Here is a 17,627-nt window from a genome sequence, read left to right as displayed (position 1 = left end):
ATCAATATTCGTCTGGTCAAGCCAGATCGGTCAGGTGTTCCAGCCCCACCAACGCCAATTGTTGCTGGCGAATCACATCCAGCGTGCGGCCATCATTGGCGAGTGATGGCGGTACCGCGTGCCAGACCACGAAATCACGCGAGGGGTCGAGGAACAGGTAGTACTCATCAAAGTCATGGGGCCGTTCGAAGCGCCGCACCAGGGATTTATCCAACTGCCCTGGACGCAATGCGCGGCGATCGATCTGCAGCGCAATCCCCCAGGTGCGGTACTCGCAACGACTGACAAACGTCACACCGGGGTTGACCTGCCAGTGCGCCGCCTGGCTGGCCGCCACGCTCGCATAAAAAGTCGATTTTCCTTTCACGTCATGCATCACAGTCAGTCCTTTATCGGGGTAACGGTAAAATCCACCTCATGATTGGCATCGTCCAGGCCCTGGCGCATATCCGGCGGCCACCAGATCACCAATTGTGCGGGGCCCGAGTCCGGGCGTTTACATGCCTCGGCGCGGCAACCCTTGTCGGCAAAGCTCGAGCAGCCTGTCAGTAACGCCAGCGTCGTCAGCGCAATCAGCAGCTTGGTTGTCATGGCTTGGGTCCTTTACCCAGGGGCTTGTTTGCGGGCGCGGCCAAGGGCTGGCTGGCTTGCGCATCGAGCAGCGAGTTGCGCAGTTGATTATTCGGATAAGCGCCGGCCGGCTGGCGCAAGGCGATGAACACTTCGGCCTTTTCGCCAGGGTTGAGCCAGGCATGGGGCCAGGCGCCAACACCGAGTACCCAGCGGCCACCGCAGAGGCTCTCGTCGAGACGCACGCGCTGGGGCGAGGTGTTGCGCGCAACGACCACGGCGATGCCCCAATCCTTGCGGCCGTACCATTGCGACCGCGTGGTATCCAGGGTCACACCGTCGGCGCGCGCATCGCACAGGGTGCCGGGCTCGAACGGCAAGCCGGCGGTCCCGTCGCCAAACCCCGACGGCACCACACCGCTCGCCAGGCTGACCATGGACCGCTGCACAGCGGCGCGGGTAACCACATCGTGCCCGGAGCGGCGGTCTTTGATCAGTTGCTCGGCATCGTCCAGGTCGTCGGCATTGCCATTGACCGCGTAGCGCGCCGGGTCGACCTGATCGCCGATGACCCGTGGAGTCAGGATGAACACCCGTTCGCGGCGATTGATCTCATGGTTGTGATAGCGAAACAGCAGGTTGCCGATGTAGGGAATATCGCCGAGCAAGGGCACCTTGCTCACGGTGTCTTTGTCTTCGTTGGTGTGAAAGCCGCCAATCACCAGCGAGCCTTTTTCGGCAATCACTGCCTGGGTACTGACGTTGGCTTTGCGCACGCTCGGTTGGGTCTCGTTAATCGACGAGGCGTCGATTTCGCCGTCCTCGATGTCCACCACCAGTTGAATGTCCTTCTTGTCGCCAGTCCTCTCGGTACGCGGGATCACTTGCAAGCTGGTGCCGGCAGTGATCGGCACGATATCGGCGACGTTTTCGCCGGTCGCGCTGAGGTACTCGGTCTGGCTGATGTCAATCACCGCCGGCTGGTTTTCCAGGGTCAATATCGACGGGTTACCGATAATTTTCGCCGCGCCATTGCTCTGCAACGCTTGCAGGGCGAGGGAGAATTTGCCGGGGTTGCTGATCGAAACCGTCGAAGTCGAGCCCGTCGGGTTCAAGCCACCACTGAGGGTCGATTTACCGGACGTGGTGCTCCAGTTGCTGGACAACTCGGCCAGGTCGTTGCGGTTGATATCGAGGATGATTGCGTCGATTTCCACCAGGTTGCGCGGTACGTCCAGCTGCGCCACCAGCTTTTGATACATGCCTTGGCGTTTGGGCAAGTCATAGATGAGCACGGCGTTGTTGCGCTCATCCGCCTCGACGCGAATTTTGCCGCTGCGCGTGCTGTCACTGGGGTTTTTAAGCGAATGCGAACCCGAGCTGGTGACGCTGGCGATCAGGCCGCGCGTGCCGTCCTGCAGCCCTTGGGAGGCGTCCAGCATGCCCGAGCCCGCAGCGCCGTAACCGCCAAACAGGCTGGGCGTGGGGCTGCCGCCCAAGAGGTTGGACGAGATGCCTGCCCCAATGGAGCCCTGGTTTTTGGGTTCGAGCAAGCCTTGCAGAATGCTGGCCACGCCCGAGACTTTCAGTTGCTGGTCGCGGTACTGAATAGTGCGGTCAGCCGCGTTGGCATAGCGCAACGGCAGCACGATGATTTCCTGTTTTTCATCCGGGCTCTCGACTTTTTCGCTGTAGTCGCGGATCAGGTCGACATAGCGCTTGGGGCCCCTGACCAGCACCACGCCCTCGTCGGGCAGGATGCCCCAGCCAAAGCGGCTGTCGAGCAGCCCGACATCGGTCAGGGCTTTTTGCAGGTCATCGACTGCGTCGGGCGATACCTCGATACGCACCGAGGTCTGGTCACTGCGCGGGCTGACATACAGGGTGTTGTTATAAACGAACCATTGAAAGTGATACTCCAACGCCAACCGTTCGAGGAAAGCCTGGGGGTTGTCGGCGTGCATCTTGCCGTCCACCGTGCCGCTGATTGTGGGGTCAAGGTCAAGCTTGACGCCAAACGCGGTGGTGAAATCGGTCAGCACGGTGGACAGCGGCGATTGATTGGCCTCATAGGCATACGCCGTCTGCTTCCAGTCGTCGGGCACCGCCGCGGCCGCGCCGAAGCTCAGGGCCATCAAGAGCGGCAGCGCATAGCCATAAGCCTTAAACATTAAAAACCCCCTGCTGCCAGCCACCCAATACCGTGCGACGCGCCGCGGGCAGGCTCTGCGCTGCGATGGCGTCGTTCACCAGGCTCAGCCAGGCGCCGCGCTGATCCATCAAGTCGCCAATCGCCGTCATCAGCGCATCGGCGGCCACCGGCTGGGGCATCCACACCAGCAGTTTCAGGCACTGCTCATGCGGATCCAGCGCAATAGCGCCACGGCATTCACAGGCCAGGCTTGCGCCGCCCTGGGCCAGTGCCAACTGTAAATGCGCGGTTGGGTGACTCTGGGTACTGTCGAGCAATTCGACGCTGCAACGCACGCCCCCACCCACCAGGTGCAGGCTGATGTTGACGCCGTCTACCCAACATTCCATTGGGCGCGGCGCATCGGCCTGGCACCACGACTGGATTGCGTGATGGAAGTCACCGAGCGCCACGCTCACTGGGCCCCGTCGATAATTGACTTGGTGAGGTTATGTTTCATCTGCATTTCCTCACTGGCCGCCGTGCTGGAGCTGGCAACTTTCATCATCGCTTCGTTGAACGCCATCATGTCCTGAGGCGACGAGTCTGGTTGGTCCATGCCGTCCAAAGCAGTGTCATCGAAACTGCGCATGTTGCGATTGAAACCACTGTCCAGGCGACGTTGCAGAGAATCGAGAATGGCCATGGCGAACGCTCTCACAAAAAATAGTGTTACTGAGTGTCACAGGACAGACTTGGGTTCCAACGCAACGGCGTCCGTTTGCAGAATTAAATGGGCCAGGATGGATTAGCGGATCAAAAGCAGGGTTTGGCGACGGTTTCAGCAGCGCAACGGATACAACGACGCAAGGCTCTTCAAAGAGGCATTGGTTTTTCTGACCACACAGGCACCTCTTTCGTACATAAATCGGGAACCCGGGCCAACAATCTCCCACATAGAACTCTCCAGCGCTGAATGCCAGTGCCTGGCCCTAGGCACGAACTAAAGCCGCCGCCAGCCGGGTGGCTGAACTGAGGAGTGATCTGTGTGAACAATATCTTGTCATTTTTACCGCGCCTGACCATCGGCACGGTCAAAGACCCCAACGCGCTGGGCAGCTCTCCACTCACGCCGGGCACACCCACCACCACCGGCAACACCGGGCCCGCCTGGGGCGGTTCCGCCACCACTGCTACGCTGCCCACTGCGCCCGCGTCTGCACAGACGGCGACGCCCGATGCATCCTCAAGCGACGATGCGCAGCTCAAAGCCACGCTTGCCGGCAAAAACACACAGCTCCCGACGCCCGATGAGCAAGCCCCTCCAGGAATGACCGCTGCCGATATCGGCAAGCTCAGCAAGGGATTGCTCGACAACCTGGGCGACCAGAACCTGCAGGGCAAGGGCAAACTCCCGGATTTGTTGGCCAAGGACCCGAACGTCAACGGCGACATCAAGAACGACCCGAACGCGGCGTGGCGGGCTTACAAAGTCCTGACCGCAGTGAAGAACGAAACCAACTCCGACGGCAGCCCCAAACCGGACAGCGTGATCACCAGCGGCAAGATCGGTGGTTGGACCAAACAAGGCTTCGGGCATGGTTCCGAAGGCGGCGACTTGCAGGACTACCTGCTGCACGGACGAGTACCGAGCCAACTGCCCAAAGGTGACCACACCGTAGGCCCCAACGGCCAAACCGCCAGCGGCATCCAGAACGTCGGTAACTCCATCAAGGAAGGTTTCGAGAAGTTTGGCAAGGCCATGAAAACCGGTTTTGAAAACTTCGGCCATGCCGTGGTCAACATTGGCAAAGACATTGGTAACGGCCTCAAAAACTTCGGCTCGATGGTCGTCAATGGCGTGGAAGGTATTGGTGATGCAATCACCGGCAACAAGTCCGGCGCCAGCAACAAGTTCCACAACGCCCACAGCGCCGCCTCAGGGCTTGGCCACGACATTACCGATGCCGGTAAAAACCTGGGCACCGTTGCAGAAACCCTTGCACCTCTGGCTGTAGCACTCATCCCTGGCGTCGGCGAAGTCGCCGCCCCGGCGCTGTTTGTGGGCGAAGCCGCAGCAGAAGTGGGCGCCACGGCAGCGATCGACGTCGGCGTAGAAGCCGGCGCAGAAGCCGGCTCCACGGCGGTAAGCCAGGCGGTAAGGACCGGAGCCCAGGCCATCGGTAAGGAGATCGGTAAAAACGCAGGGGAGAATTTGGCGCAGGACATTGCGGACCCGAATCAGTCGAATAACTCGTCTCAGGCATTGCTGTAACGACCGACATACCCATACCGAGGGAATTGATTTTTCGCATGCCCATTGGGGGTGGCTCATCCCACCCAAGGCATTTGCCAAACGCGACTGAATCAACGTCATTTTCAAACGGTTACCATGATAAATTGGAGCCCGCTGCCACAGGTGAAATGCATTCCCCTGTGGCAGTCGGCTCTCTCGCGAAGAGGCCCGTAAAAACACTATAAAAACAACACGTGTGGAAGCCTTTTGATGCGCCAGCTCCCTGCCCTCACCATGCTCCGCGTCTTCGAAGAAGTCGCCCGCCACCGCAGCTTCAACAAAGCCGCCGCAGACCTCAACGTCACCCAGGGCGCAGTCAGCCGCCAGATCAAACAACTGGAAGACTACCTCGGCGTCGCCTTGTTCATTCGCACGCCCCAAGGCTTGTCCCTGACCGAAGCCGGCTTCGCCCTCTCGCCGCACCTGAGCGACGCCTTCGACCATATCGAACGCGCCCTGCAGGCCGTGCGCGTGCCCAACTTGCGCCAGCGCCTGCGCATCGTTGCCCCGCCGACGTGGGCGACACGCTGGTTGTCGGCGCACTTGCGGCGCTTTTGCGAGCGCTACCCGGACATCAACCTCAGCGTCACCCACCAGAACAGCCACGCGAGCCTGGCGGAAATCGACTGCCAGATCCGCTTCGGCCTCGAACCCGCAACCCATTGCAGCAGTGAATTACTGGTGATGGAACGGCACATCGCCGTGGCCAGCCCGGAGCTGTTCGAAGGCGGCCAGCCACCGGACCTGCGCCGCTCACCGCTGCTGCATATCCTGCACGAAGGCAAGCGCTTGAAGGTCTGGGAAAACTGGCTGGCGGCCATGGGCCGGGACGATATCGATGCGGACCAGGGCCTGGAATTCAGCACCCTGGACCAAGTGATCCACACCGCCCTGGCAGGCGGCGGCTTGGCGGTGATCGACCGACAGATGATCGAACGCGAGCTGGCCAATGGCAGCCTGCTGCCGATCACGCCTGTAGAAGTGATCGGCCCGTACGGTTATTGGCTGGATGTAGCGACGGACAAGCAGGGTTTATCCAAGGTTCGGCTGTTTACGCAGTGGCTGGGCCAGGTCAGCAATCCCTGACACCGGTGGTGCCTCGGCTTTGCACGCCTCACTCAACGTCAACGCCTTGGTCTCCGGCGCCCAGGCCCAGGAGATAATCGCGCCGAACACCAGAATGGCCGCCAGAATGCCCATGGTCGGGCTCAACCCAATGCCCGCCACACTCACCGGCAACAGAAAGGTGCTGACCGCCGAACCCAAACGGCTCACCGCCGTCGCCAGGCCGATGCCGCTGGCGCGCACTTCGGTAGGGAAGCTTTCTGCCGGGAACACGCCCACCAGGTTGCTAACTGCCGACAACACCAGCGTGAACACGCCGAACGCCATCACCATCAACCACGCCAGGCTCCCCGGCAACACCGCCAGCAGGAACAACGCCGCCGCGAGAATGATGAACGAGTTGATCAAAAAGCCCCGACGCGAAAACTTCACCGTGCACCAGATACCGATCAGCGCGCCGACGATCAACAGCATATTCAGCAGCAGTTCAGTGCCGAAACCCTGGGACAAGCCCATCTTCTGCAGGATCGACGGCAAGAAGGTGTAGATGGCGAAGTACGGCATCACGATGCACACGAAGAACAGGCAGTTGAACGCGGTGCGTTTGCGGTACTCGCGGCTGAACAGCACGCCGTAGCCCGAACGGGTTTGCGTGGTCGGCTCTTCATCCAGCACCACGTGCTCGCCCAGATGCTTCTTGACGATGGCACGGGCCTCGGCGATGCGCCCACGATTGACCAGCCAGCGCGGGGATTCCGGGGTGCCGATGCGCGCGATCAGGATCAACCCGGCCGGAATCGCCGAAGACGCCAGCATCCAGCGCCAGGCGTCGTCACCGAGGCTGAGCATCGCGGTGCCGACAAAGGTCGCGGCCACGTAGCCGAAGGTCCAGATCACGCTGAACGAGCCGAGCAGCACGCCGCGATGCTTCTTCGGCGAGAACTCGGCGAGCATGGCGTGGCCGACGCTGAAGTCGCCACCCAGGCCAATGCCGATCAGGATGCGGCACAGCAGCAGGCCCATGGCGGTTTCGGCGTAAAACTGCATCACCGAGGCCACGGTGATCAGCACAAAGCTGACCAGGAAGATTTTCTGCCGGCCGAGGGTGTCGGAGATCCAGCCGAAAAACAGGCTGCCGAGGAACAGGCCGATCAGGGCCGAAGCGCCGATCAAGCCTTGCCAGAAGGCATCCAGGTGCATTTGCGGGCTGAGCAGGGTGAAGGCGATACCGATGAGGCCGAGGATATAGCCGTCGGTGAAATGCGCGCCAAAGGTGAGGCCGGCGATTTTCAGGTGGAAACGGCCGATGGGCAGGTCATCGATATTGACGGGTTGAGCGGTCATGGGTGTTCTCCATATTGTTTTTCTTGACGGAGTAACAGCGGGCTTGGGCCTTGTGGTGCTCTTTGTGGGAGCTGGCTTGCCTGCGATAGCGGTGGGTCAGGTAAAAATGGGTGGCTGGCAGGCCGCTATCGCAGGCAAGCCAGCTCCCACATTGGATCTTTGTCGTTTGAGAAAATGGGTTACAGACCGCCCATTAGCAGGTATTTGATCTCCAGGTAATCATCCAGCCCGTACTTGGAACCTTCACGGCCCAACCCCGATTCCTTGATCCCGCCAAACGGCGCGACTTCCGTGGAGATGATCCCTTCGTTGATCCCCACCATCCCCGCTTCCAGGCCTTCGGCCATGCGCCACACACGGCCGATATCGCGGCTGTAGAAGTAGGCGGACAACCCGAACGGCGTGTCATTGGCGCGCGCGAGCACCTCGGCCTCATCGTTGAAACGGAAGCACGCCGCCACCGGGCCGAAGGTTTCTTCCTGGGCGATCAACATCTCGCCGTGGGCTTCGGTCAGAATGGTCGGCTCGAAAAAGGTCCCGCCCAGCGCATGACGACGGCCGCCGCACAGCAGCTTGGCGCCCTTCTCCAGCGCGTCGCCGACATGGGCTTCGACCTTCGCCAAGGCCGCCGCGTTGATCAGGGGGCCTTGTTCGGTTTCGCCTTCCAGCGCACTGCCGACGCGCATGGCGCTGACCGCTTCGGCCAGCTTGCGGGTGAACGCGTCGTAAACGCCGTCCTGAATAAAGAAGCGGTTGACACACACACAGGTCTGCCCGGTGTTGCGGAACTTGGAGGCCATGGCGCCTTTGACGGCGGCGTCCAGGTCAGCGTCGTCGAACACAATGAACGGCGCGTTGCCGCCCAGTTCCAGCGAGACTTTTTTCAGGGTGTCGGCCGCCTGGCGCATCAGCAGTTTGCCGGTGCGCGTGGAGCCGGTGAACGACAGTTTGCGCACCACGCTGGAGGCTTGCAGCGCGCCGCCGATGGCCACGGCGTCGCCGGAGACGATGTTGAACACGCCGGCCGGAATACCCGCCTGTTCGGCCAGCACCGCCAGGGCGAAGGCCGACAACGGGGTTTCTTCCGACGGTTTGAGAATCATCGTGCAACCCGCCGCCAGCGCCGGGCCGACCTTGCGGGTGACCATGGCCAGCGGGAAGTTCCACGGGGTGATCGCTGCGACCACGCCGATGGCCTCTTTTACCACGATGATGCGCGCATCCGCCTTGTGGCTCGGGATCACGTCGCCATAGGCGCGTTTGGCTTCTTCGCCGAACCACTCCAGAAAGCTCGCGGCGTAGACCACTTCACCCATGGCTTCGGCGAGGGGTTTGCCCTGCTCCAGGCTGAGCAGGTGCGCCAGATCCTTCTGATTGCTGAGCATCAGCTCGCTCCAGCGCTTGAGGCGCTGGCTGCGCTCCTTGGCGGTGAGCTTGCGCCAGGCCGGCAAAGCACGGTTGGCGGCGTCGATGGCCAGGTCCGTCTCTTCGGCAGCGGCGCGTTGAACATCAACGATCAGTGCGCCATTGGCCGGGTTGGTGACGGGATAAGTCGGCCCACCGCTGGACCATTGGCCATCGATGTAGTTGCCAGTACGGATCAGCGGGTTCATGCCACGGCCTCGATCAGGTTGAAACGGTCCAGGCCCGGGCGGGCCGCACGCAGGATGCGCTTGCCGGCGGTGTAATCGTTGATCACGTCGCACGGGGTGTAGTTGCGTTCCAGCTCATGGAGCTCTTCGGCGTCCAGTTGGGTGTCCAAAGCGGCCAGTGCGCTATCGAACTGCGCCGTGGTGTCGGCCCCCACCAGCATCACGTCGACGCCAGGGTGGTTGGCGACCCAGGCCTGGGCGATTTGCGCGTTCGACACGCCACGGGCGCGGGCGACGCGTTGCACCGAGTGGGCGATGTCGAATGACGCCTGATCGCTGTACATCTGCTGGGTAAAGAAGTCGGTCTGGTTGCGCGTTGATTGCACTTCCCCCGTGAGCAGGCCACGGGCCAACGGGCTGAACACCGAGACACCGAGGCCCTGATCACGGCAGAACGGGATCATCTCGCGCTCTTCTTCACGGTAGGCGCAGTTCAGTTGCAGCTGCATATTGATCGGCTTGACCCAGCCATTGCGCTCGCAGGCCATGAGGATCTTGGCGAGCTGACCGGTGAGCATCGTCGACACACCGATGTAGCGGGCCTTGCCGGAGCGCACGATGTCGTTCATCGCGCTCATGGTTTCCTCGACCGGCGTGTTCACGTCAAAGTAATGCAGCATGAACACATCGACATAATCCATGCCCAAGCGGCTCAGGGACGCGTCGATGCTGTCCATGATGTGCTTGCGCGAATGGCCGCTGGCGTTGATGCCGCTGCGGGTGCCATAGCCGACCTTGGTGGTGACCACAATGTCTTCACGCCGCGCCACGCGCTTGAGGATGCGCCCCACCACTTCTTCGCCGACGCCTGCCGAGTAGAAGTCGGCCAGGTCGATAAAGTTGACGCCATTGTCCAAGGCGTGGGCGACGATCGGCTCACTTTGCTTTTCGTCGAAGATCCACGGTTTCCAGTCCGGGGTGCCCATGTTCATGGTGCCCAGGCACAGACGCGAGACTTGCAGGCCGGAGTTGCCCAAACGTGTGTATTGCATGGGATTCTCCTCAGGCCTTGGGCGTGTAGAAAGGGTTGCTGATGTGGTTGACCACGTCCGCCAGTTGCGCGGTGTACGGCGTGCCGGTCAGGGCGGCGCGGATCGCGGTGCGGCAGGCGTTGTAGTTGTTCAGGTAAACGGTGTCGAGGTCATCGCAGCCCGGGTTGACCCAGTTGGCGGTGACGATGGCCCACTCGTCTTCGGCTTCCGGTGGCAGGGTGCCGTCGAGCAAGGCTTCCAGTACCGCCTTGGCGATACCGGCCTGGGACGCGCCCCACGTGGCATTGCCGTGCAGGTCGCTGCTGATTTCGGCCTTGTTGACGTAAAGGGTCATGGGTTTGACCGGGATATTCGGCTGGGCAATCACCATGAAAGGGCAGTGGCCCTGGCTTGGCGACGCGAGGCTGTTGGCGAACGCCTGGCCAGCCGGGCCGTTGCGTGGGCCGATGAGGATATTGATGTGGGCAGCATTGACGCCTGGGCCTTCAAAGCCTTCGCCGATGTACAGATCAAGTGCTTTCATTTCGCAAACGCTCTTTGTTGTTATGGGGAGCTTGTTTGCGATTTTTTAGCACTGGCCTTTGAAGCGGCCGTAACCATTAAAAGTCATGGGGCTGTGAGTTTTTCTCATACCCCCTGCGACGACCGGGTCGGTCTTGTGCGTTGACCAACTTTGTTACACCCCATATAGTGTGCCCACAAACAGAACAGACCACTACATAGTGTGCAGTATCGGTATTTACCGACCACATTATGCGCAGTATTTCAATGCCTTGAAGCCTGCAAATCACCTATTTTTCGAGTACCAGGAAGGAGAATTTCAATGCTGAGTTGGGATGAAGTCGACAACGAAGACACCGGTGCAGCGGTGATCAAAGGCGCCAACGCCGGCCACGCCACCGAAGCCAACATGGACCGCCTCGACGGTGCCGGCGCCGCCGCCGCCATCGAAGCCCGCGCCGTCACCGCCAGTGACTCCGCCGCCATCGTGCGCGCCAAAGCCGCCCTCGACAGCCTCGACGTCGCCGAAGGCCTCGCCGAACTCGAAGGCGCCTCCGCCCGCGTCGCCGTTGACGAAAAGCGCATGATCAACTGCCGCGCCGACCTCAACCAACTCGTGCCCTTCAAGTACGACTGGGCCTGGCAAAAATACCTCGACGGCTGCGCCAACCACTGGATGCCGCAAGAGGTCAACATGACCGCCGACATCGCCCTGTGGAAAAACCCCGAAGGCCTGACCGACGACGAACGCCGCATCGTCATGCGCAACCTCGGCTTCTTCTCCACCGCCGACTCCCTGGTCGCCAACAACCTCGTGCTGGCCGTGTACCGCCTGATTACCAACCCGGAATGCCGCCAGTACATCCTGCGCCAGGCCTTCGAAGAAGCGATCCACACCCACGCGTACCAGTACTGCATCGAATCGCTGGCCATGGATGAAGGCGAAATCTTCAACATGTACCACGAGATTCCGTCGGTCGCTAAAAAGGCCGCTTGGGGCTTGAAGTACACCCGTTCGATCTCCGATCCCAAGTTTGAAACCGGTACCGTCGACACCGACAAGGAACTGCTGCGCAACCTGGTCGCCTACTACTGCGTACTGGAAGGCATCTTCTTCTACTGCGGTTTTACTCAGATCCTGTCGATGGGCCGTCGCAACAAAATGACCGGCGTGGCGGAGCAGTTTCAGTACATCCTGCGCGATGAGTCGATGCACCTGAACTTCGGTATCGATGTGATCAACCAGATCAAAATCGAAAACCCGCATTTGTGGGATGCCGAGATGAAGGAAGAAGCGACACAGATGATTTTGCAGGGGACGCAGCTGGAGATCGAGTACGCTCGCGATACTATGCCTCGCGGCGTGTTAGGCATGAATGCGGCGATGATGGAGGATTACCTCAAGTTCATCGCGAACCGTCGTTTGTCGCAGATTGGTCTTAAAGAAGAGTATCCAGGGACGACTAACCCGTTCCCGTGGATGAGCGAGATCATGGACTTGAAGAAAGAGAAAAACTTCTTCGAAACCCGTGTGATCGAATACCAGACCGGCGGCGCGCTGAGCTGGGACTGATTCAAATCAATGTGAGGCTTATGTGGGAGCTGGCTTGCCTGCGATGCGGGCATCTCGGTATGCCAGTCATGCAGAGGTGATGCTATCGCAGGCAAGCCAGCTCCCACATTAATCCGGCAAAAATTGACTTATGCCTAACCAAATCAAAACACCCTGCGTCGGCCTGTGTTCCACCGTCTACGGGGACCTCGTGTGCCGCGGCTGCAAGCGCTATCACCACGAAGTCATCCAGTGGAACGGCTACAACGCCGAGGAAAAACAGGCGGTGTGGCTGCGCCTGGAGCAATTGCTGGTGCAGGTGATGGCCAGCAAGCTCGAAGTGTTTGACCCGCACCTGCTGCGTCAGCAACTGGAAAGCCGCAAGATCCGTTTTGTGCCGCACCAATCGCCGTATTGCTGGGCCTACCAGTTGATTGCCCGGGGCGCGCGGGTGATCTCCAGGCTAGATGCCTATGGCTTGGTGTTACAGCCGGAGTTTCGCGAGCGCCATCTGGCGGACTTGCGCGATGCGATTGACCGCGAGTTTTTTCTGCTTTCCGAAGCACATTACGAGCGGTACATCGCACCGGGCTTTCTGAAGGAAGCGTTTGGGCCAGCCCTGATTGCCACCTTGTAAGCCACACCACAAAACAGTGTGGGAGCTGGCTTGCCTGCGATAGCGGAGTGTCAGTCAGCCAGTGTTTGGCTGATACACCGCTATCGCAGGCAAGCCAGCTCCCACAGTTGATCTCCATCGGTCAGGAGATCCAGGATGGCTCTCGCTCCGGTTGCAGGCTATAACGCTCAATCGCCTGCTGGCACACCTCCCGCGCCAAACTCCCCTGCTCCACCAACGCCGTCAGCGCCGCCAGCACAAGGTGATGCCGGTCCACCTCAAAGAAATCCCTTAACGCCGCCCGCGTATCACTGCGCCCAAACCCGTCGGTGCCCAGTACCGTGTAGCTGGAATCCAGGTACGAGCCAATCATCTGCGGCACCGCCCGCACATAGTCAGACACGGCAACGACAGGCGCGCCTTTGGGCAAGCAAGCATTCACATGGCTGACCCGCGCCGGCGCCTGCGGGTGCAGACGATTCCAGCGCTCCACCTCGCGCGCATCCCGTGCCAGTTCGCTGTAACTGGTGACACTGAAGACCTCGCTCGCCACTTGCCAATCCTCGGCCAACAATTGCGCTGCCGCCTGCGCCTCACGCAGCAGCGTGCCGGAACCGAGCAGGCGCACCTTGGCGTCGGCCGCGCCTTCCAGGCGATACATCCCCTTGATAATCGCCGCTTCCACGCCCTCGGGCAGGCTTGGCTGCGGGTAGTTTTCGTTCATCAGGGTCACGTAATAGAACTCGTCCACATCGTGTTCCAGCATCTGACGCATGCCGTGGTCGAGGATCACCGCGAATTCCCCCGCAAACGCTGGATCGTACGCCCGGCAATTCGGCACCGTGGCGGCTGTGAGGTGGCTGCTGCCGTCCTGGTGCTGCAGGCCTTCGCCGCCGAGGGTGGTGCGCCCCGCCGTGGCGCCGAGCAGGAAACCACGGGCGCGTTGGTCGGCGGCGGCCCAGATCAGGTCGCCGACACGCTGGAAGCCGAACATCGAGTAATAGATGTAGAACGGCAGCATGCGCAGGCCGTGCACCGAGTAACTGGTAGCGGCCGCGACCCAGGAGCTGATGGCGCTGGCCTCGCTGATGCCCTCTTCCAGAATCTGCCCGTCGGTGGCTTCGCGGTAGCTGAGGATCGAGCCGATGTCTTCCGGCTCGTAACGCTGGCCGACGCTGGAATAGATGCCGATCTGCTTGAACAGGTTGGCCATGCCGAAGGTACGCGCCTCGTCGGCGACGATGGGCACGATGCGCGGGCCGAGGGCCTTGTCCTTGAGGAGGTTGGTGAGCATGCGCACAAAGGCCATGGTCGTGGACATTTCCTTGCCCGCCGCCAAGGTGGCGAATCCGGCGTAACCCTCGACCGACGGCACGCTGACGGGCGCAGCGACTTGGCTTCGGCTCGGCACATAACCGCCCAGCGCGCTGCGCCGCTGGTGCAGGTAACGCAATTCAAGGCTGTCGTCCGCCGGTTTGAAGAAGCTCAGCGACTCGGTTTGCTCATCCGTCAGCGGCAATTGGAAACGGTTGCGGAAGGCGATCAACGCGTCGCGATCCAGCTTCTTCTGCTGGTGGGTGGTCATCTTGCCCTGCCCGGCCTCGCCCATGCCGAAGCCCTTCTTGGTCTGGGCCAGAATCACCGTGGGCTTGCCCTTGACCCGCCGCGCAGCGTGGTAGGCCGCGTGGATCTTGACCATGTCGTGGCCACCGCGCTTGAGACGGTCGATCTGCTCATCGCTCATGCCCTCGACCAATTTGGCCAGGGACGGGTTTTGGCCGAAAAAGTGTTCGCGGTTGTAGGCACCGTCCTTGGCGGCGAAGGTCTGGAATTGCCCGTCCACGGTATTCGACAAGGTCGTCACCAGCGAACCGTCGACGTCTTTGGCCAGCAAGGCATCCCAGTCCGAGCCCCACACCAGCTTGATCACGTTCCACCCCGCCCCGGCGAACAACGCTTCCAGTTCATCGATAATCCGCCCGTTGCCACGCACCGGGCCATCGAGGCGTTGCAGGTTGCAGTTGACCACCCAGGTCAGGTTGTCCAGGCCTTCGCGGGCGGCCAGGGTCAGGGCCGACATGCTTTCTGGCTCGTCCATTTCACCGTCGCCGAACACGCCCCAGACGTGGCGGTCGCTGGTGTCCTGCAAGTGGCGGTGTTGCAGGTAGCGCATAAAGCGCGCCTGGAAAATCGAGCTGATCGGGCCAATGCCCATGGAACCGGTGGGGAACTGCCAAAAGTCCGGCATCAGCCACGGGTGCGGGTAACTGGAGAGCCCACGCGCGCCAGCCTGAGGCCCGCCGATTTCCTGGCGATAGTGGGAGAGGTCTGTCTCGCTCAGGCGCCCTTCGAGAAACGCCCGTGCATAGATGCCCGGCGCCGAATGCGGCTGGTAGAACACCAGATCGCCGCCAAAACTGTCGTTGCGCGCACGGAAAAAATGGTTGAAACCGACTTCAAACAAATCCGCCGCACTGGCGTAGCTGGCGATATGCCCACCGAGTTCGCCATACGCCTGATTGGCGCGCACCACCATGGCCAGGGCGTTCCAGCGCACCAGCGAGGCCAGGCGCTCTTCGGTGGCGAGGTCGCCGGGAAAGCTCGGCTGCTGCTCGACGCTGATGCTATTGATATAGGGCGTGCCGTGGAGGGGTTTCCAGTCGATGTGCGGCGCGCTGCCTTCGCGGGCCAGCAGGTCGAGGATTTGCCGCGCCCGCGCCGGCCCCGCGTTGGCCACCAGCGAGGCCAGGGCGTCGCGCCACTCGTCGAGCTCTTCCTGATCCATTGCCGTCTGATTCACTGCACTCGCAAAACCGTTCATGGGCACCTCCGGGCTTTTTTTCCAGTTTATGGCGGCGCCAAAGGATTTTTTGCCTGATATCAGGCGCAGTTTTCATGAATTTGAGCATGAATCACTGCAAAACGTCTCCTCACCAGCACGTTGTGCTTCGACGCCCACAACACGCGCAACTGTGTTTAAAATGCCGCCCGCTTAATGACTGACGTTTAACGATGAACCCAGACGCACTTGCTACCTTGCACGCCCACTTGCTCAGCGCCCTGGCCAGCCCGCCGGTTGAAACCCGCCGCCTGTTCCATGGCCGTGGCCGCTGCTGGCCGGGCCTGGAGCAACTGACAGTGGACTGGCTGGAGGGCGTGATACTGGTCTCGCTGTTCAAAGAGCCCGAAGCCGCGCCGCTGGAAGCCCTGAAACAGTTGCTGCAAAGCCAATTCGGCGCGTACACCGTCGCCCTGCAGCATCGCTACCTGCCGCAAAGCACCACCGAATGGCTGGTGGGTGAAGTCATCGACGAGCGGACCATCACCGAAGGCGGCCTGCGGTATTTGATCGACCTGGGTAAAAAACAGAACAGCGGGCTGTTCCTCGACATGCGCTACGGCCGCAACTGGGTGCGCGAGCAGGCCAAGGGTCAGCGCGTACTCAACCTGTTTGCCTACACCTGCGGGTTTTCCGTGGCCGCCATCGAAGGTGGCGCCGACCACGTGGTGAACCTGGACATGGCCCGTGGCGCCCTCAGCCGGGGCCGTGACAACCATCGCCTGAACGGTCACGACCTGAGCAAAGTCAGCTTTCTCGGCCACGACCTGTTCAAGTCCTGGGCGAAGGTCACCAGCAGCGGCCCTTATGATTTAGTGATCATTGACCCGCCTTCCTTCCAGAAAGGCAGCTTCCTGCTGACCAAAGACTACCAGCGCGTGCTACGCCGTCTGCCGGACTTGCTCACGGAGCAAGGCACGGTGTTGGCGTGCATGAACGACCCGGCCTTCGGCGAAGACTTCCTGATCGACGGCGTAACCCGCGAAGCACCGGGCCTGCATTTTGTGGAAAGGTTGGAAAACCCGCCGGAATTTCCGGATATTGACCCCCAAAGCGGGTTGAAGGCGCTGGTGTTCCGTCAGGGCTGATGCCGAAACGTCCTACGCTTGCTACGCTAAGTGATACACCGGGGTGGTGAACCTTCTGACCCCCTTCCCGGTCGATACCTGCATTCCCCGGCCAGACTCGACGGCGTTACGCTGTCGGCTGCCCTGTTTCACTTTTTGGAGAGCCGCCCGTGATATCGACCCTGCATGTAGCCAGACTCAAAGCCTGGGGCGCCCACGGCTTTACCGCCACCGGCGTGGTGCTGGCCTTTCTGGCAACCCTGGCGCTGCTGGAAAACTCGCCCAAGGCCTGCCTGCTGTGGCTGGGCCTGGCGCTGGTGGTCGATGGCGTCGACGGCTCCCTGGCGCGACGGGTGAACGTCAGCACGGTATTGCCGAGTTTTGATGGCTCGGTGCTGGACCTGGTGATTGATTACCTGACGTACGTGTTTATTCCCGCGTTGTTTATCTACCGCTATATCGACCTGCCTGAATTTACCCACCTGTTTACCGTATCGGTGATTCTGGTGTCTTCGTTGTTCTGCTTCTGCAATGTGAACATGAAGAGCAAGGACAACTACTTCGTCGGCTTCCCGGCCGCCTGGAACGTGGTGGCGCTGTGCGTGTACATCATCCAGCCGGAAGCCTGGGTCACGTTGGCAACAGTGATCGGGCTGGCGCTGCTGACCGTGACGCCGATGAAGTTTTTGCATCCGTTTCGGGTGAAGCGGTTTATGCCGTTGAATATTGCGGTGACGACGATTTGGTTGCTGTGCAGCTTTTTGATGGTGGTGGATTATCCGAATACGAATCCCTGGACGTTTGGGTTGTGGTCGGTGATGTCGGCTTACTTTCTGGGGATTTGTGTTTGGCGTACGGGGCTGGAGTGGCTCGATAGTCGCCGCTGATTTTTTTGGGTATATCCGGTATTTGGGTGATGGCCGCTTAGGGTTCCGCCCTTACGGCGGGTCACTTTTGAAAAGAGCCCAAAAGTAACCAAAAGGCTCTTGCCCCACCACTCGG

16 protein-coding genes are annotated in these 17,627 nt (G+C 60.8%); 6 read left to right on the top strand and 10 right to left on the bottom strand.

All coding sequences use genetic code 11. The features are described 5' to 3' along the window. Window positions 1-16: 16 nt before the first annotated feature. From BFW87_RS24005 to BFW87_RS23985, 5 genes are all read right to left on the bottom strand, one after another. The gene (locus tag BFW87_RS24005) at window positions 17-376 is read right to left on the bottom strand and encodes a hypothetical protein (protein ID WP_078742196.1); all 360 of its coding nucleotides are present in this window, start codon (window positions 374-376) and stop codon (window positions 17-19) included. Window positions 377-381: 5 nt separating this feature from the next. Then, complete coding sequence (gene hrpT / locus BFW87_RS32460; protein ID WP_078742195.1) at window positions 382-591, bottom strand: HrpT family type III secretion system protein; 210 nt, start codon at window positions 589-591, stop codon at window positions 382-384. After that, window positions 588-2,741, bottom strand: a complete 2,154-nt coding sequence (gene sctC, locus BFW87_RS23995; RefSeq protein WP_078742194.1) for a type III secretion system outer membrane ring subunit SctC — start codon at window positions 2,739-2,741, stop codon at window positions 588-590. Before sctC ends, hrpT begins: the two co-directional genes overlap by 4 nt. Further along, the gene (locus BFW87_RS23990) at window positions 2,734-3,111 is read right to left on the bottom strand and encodes a hypothetical protein (RefSeq protein ID WP_078742193.1); all 378 of its coding nucleotides are present in this window, start codon (window positions 3,109-3,111) and stop codon (window positions 2,734-2,736) included. Before BFW87_RS23990 ends, sctC begins: the two co-directional genes overlap by 8 nt. A 65-nt stretch (window positions 3,112-3,176) precedes the next feature. Beyond that, complete coding sequence (locus BFW87_RS23985) at window positions 3,177-3,407, bottom strand: hypothetical protein (protein ID WP_078742192.1); 231 nt, start codon at window positions 3,405-3,407, stop codon at window positions 3,177-3,179. A gap of 342 nt (window positions 3,408-3,749) precedes the next feature. Between BFW87_RS23985 and BFW87_RS23980 the strand changes: the two genes are divergently transcribed. Next, entirely contained in the window at window positions 3,750-4,976 is a 1,227-nt protein-coding gene (locus BFW87_RS23980) for a hypothetical protein (RefSeq protein WP_078742191.1), read from the top strand. A gap of 231 nt (window positions 4,977-5,207) precedes the next feature. Next, window positions 5,208-6,083 carry a LysR substrate-binding domain-containing protein gene (locus tag BFW87_RS23975; protein ID WP_078742190.1) on the top strand — a complete coding sequence of 292 codons (876 nt, stop codon included), beginning with the start codon at window positions 5,208-5,210 and terminating at the stop codon, window positions 6,081-6,083. On the opposite strand, the gene BFW87_RS23970 is transcribed toward BFW87_RS23975, so the two are convergent. The 4 genes from BFW87_RS23970 to fae all read right to left on the bottom strand — a co-directional run bounded on the left by BFW87_RS23970 (window position 6,030) and on the right by fae (window position 10,573). Then, window positions 6,030-7,406 (bottom strand): MFS transporter, encoded by a 1,377-nt coding sequence (locus tag BFW87_RS23970; protein WP_078742189.1) that lies wholly within the window; start codon window positions 7,404-7,406, stop codon window positions 6,030-6,032. The two genes, BFW87_RS23975 and BFW87_RS23970, sit on opposite strands and share 54 nt — an antisense overlap. Window positions 7,407-7,585: 179 nt before the next feature. Further along, window positions 7,586-9,019 (bottom strand): NAD-dependent succinate-semialdehyde dehydrogenase, encoded by a 1,434-nt coding sequence (locus tag BFW87_RS23965; RefSeq protein ID WP_078742188.1) that lies wholly within the window; start codon window positions 9,017-9,019, stop codon window positions 7,586-7,588. Continuing rightward, entirely contained in the window at window positions 9,016-10,050 is a 1,035-nt protein-coding gene (locus BFW87_RS23960; RefSeq protein ID WP_078742187.1) for an aldo/keto reductase, read from the bottom strand. The genes BFW87_RS23965 and BFW87_RS23960 overlap by 4 nt, the downstream gene beginning before the upstream one ends. Window positions 10,051-10,060: 10 nt before the next feature. After that, window positions 10,061-10,573 carry a formaldehyde-activating enzyme gene (gene fae / locus BFW87_RS23955; protein ID WP_078742186.1) on the bottom strand — a complete coding sequence of 171 codons (513 nt, stop codon included), beginning with the start codon at window positions 10,571-10,573 and terminating at the stop codon, window positions 10,061-10,063. A gap of 300 nt (window positions 10,574-10,873) precedes the next feature. Here fae and BFW87_RS23950 point away from each other — a divergent pair, with 300 nt between their 5' ends. Beyond that, a complete protein-coding gene (locus BFW87_RS23950; RefSeq protein WP_078742185.1) occupies window positions 10,874-12,124 on the top strand; it encodes a ribonucleotide-diphosphate reductase subunit beta in 1,251 nt (416 codons plus the stop codon). A 130-nt stretch (window positions 12,125-12,254) separates the two neighbouring features. Continuing rightward, window positions 12,255-12,740, top strand: coding sequence for a DUF1289 domain-containing protein (locus tag BFW87_RS23945; RefSeq protein ID WP_078742184.1), 486 nt, complete (start codon window positions 12,255-12,257; stop codon window positions 12,738-12,740). Window positions 12,741-12,861: 121 nt separating this feature from the next. Here the strand turns inward: BFW87_RS23945 and mdeB are convergent, their stop codons facing one another. Continuing rightward, a complete protein-coding gene (mdeB, locus tag BFW87_RS23940) occupies window positions 12,862-15,540 on the bottom strand; it encodes an alpha-ketoglutarate dehydrogenase (RefSeq protein ID WP_078742183.1) in 2,679 nt (892 codons plus the stop codon). A 191-nt stretch (window positions 15,541-15,731) separates the two neighbouring features. On the opposite strand from mdeB, the gene BFW87_RS23935 reads away from it, so the two are divergent. Together BFW87_RS23935 and pcsA are read left to right on the top strand one after the other, a co-directional pair. Next, window positions 15,732-16,646, top strand: a complete 915-nt coding sequence (locus tag BFW87_RS23935) for a class I SAM-dependent methyltransferase (RefSeq protein WP_078742182.1) — start codon at window positions 15,732-15,734, stop codon at window positions 16,644-16,646. A 149-nt stretch (window positions 16,647-16,795) separates the two neighbouring features. Continuing rightward, window positions 16,796-17,512 (top strand): phosphatidylcholine synthase, encoded by a 717-nt coding sequence (pcsA, locus tag BFW87_RS23930; protein WP_078742181.1) that lies wholly within the window; start codon window positions 16,796-16,798, stop codon window positions 17,510-17,512. Window positions 17,513-17,627 lie beyond the last annotated feature (115 nt).

It is taken from the genome of Pseudomonas fluorescens, assembly GCF_002022275.1.
GTDB lineage: Bacteria > Pseudomonadota > Gammaproteobacteria > Pseudomonadales > Pseudomonadaceae > Aquipseudomonas > Aquipseudomonas fluorescens_AJ.
Note: the sequence above shows the minus strand (reverse complement) of the source record. Positions and strands in the feature narration are given on the sequence as shown.

What these genes read in the sequence shown, in the direction of transcription:
- BFW87_RS24005 (WP_078742196.1), bottom strand. Translation starts at nt 376, where the DNA reads ATGCATGACGTGAAAGGAAAATCGACTTTTTATGCGAGCGTGGCGGCC.
- hrpT (WP_078742195.1), bottom strand. Translation starts at nt 591, where the DNA reads ATGACAACCAAGCTGCTGATTGCGCTGACGACGCTGGCGTTACTGACA.
- sctC (WP_078742194.1), bottom strand. Translation starts at nt 2,741, where the DNA reads ATGTTTAAGGCTTATGGCTATGCGCTGCCGCTCTTGATGGCCCTGAGC.
- BFW87_RS23990 (WP_078742193.1), bottom strand. Translation starts at nt 3,111, where the DNA reads ATGGAATGTTGGGTAGACGGCGTCAACATCAGCCTGCACCTGGTGGGT.
- BFW87_RS23985 (WP_078742192.1), bottom strand. Translation starts at nt 3,407, where the DNA reads ATGGCCATTCTCGATTCTCTGCAACGTCGCCTGGACAGTGGTTTCAAT.
- BFW87_RS23975 (WP_078742190.1), top strand. Translation starts at nt 5,208, where the DNA reads ATGCGCCAGCTCCCTGCCCTCACCATGCTCCGCGTCTTCGAAGAAGTC.
- BFW87_RS23970 (WP_078742189.1), bottom strand. Translation starts at nt 7,406, where the DNA reads ATGACCGCTCAACCCGTCAATATCGATGACCTGCCCATCGGCCGTTTC.
- BFW87_RS23965 (WP_078742188.1), bottom strand. Translation starts at nt 9,019, where the DNA reads ATGAACCCGCTGATCCGTACTGGCAACTACATCGATGGCCAATGGTCC.
- BFW87_RS23960 (WP_078742187.1), bottom strand. Translation starts at nt 10,050, where the DNA reads ATGCAATACACACGTTTGGGCAACTCCGGCCTGCAAGTCTCGCGTCTG.
- fae (WP_078742186.1), bottom strand. Translation starts at nt 10,573, where the DNA reads ATGAAAGCACTTGATCTGTACATCGGCGAAGGCTTTGAAGGCCCAGGC.
- BFW87_RS23950 (WP_078742185.1), top strand. Translation starts at nt 10,874, where the DNA reads ATGCTGAGTTGGGATGAAGTCGACAACGAAGACACCGGTGCAGCGGTG.
- BFW87_RS23945 (WP_078742184.1), top strand. Translation starts at nt 12,255, where the DNA reads ATGCCTAACCAAATCAAAACACCCTGCGTCGGCCTGTGTTCCACCGTC.
- mdeB (WP_078742183.1), bottom strand. Translation starts at nt 15,540, where the DNA reads ATGAACGGTTTTGCGAGTGCAGTGAATCAGACGGCAATGGATCAGGAA.
- BFW87_RS23935 (WP_078742182.1), top strand. Translation starts at nt 15,732, where the DNA reads ATGAACCCAGACGCACTTGCTACCTTGCACGCCCACTTGCTCAGCGCC.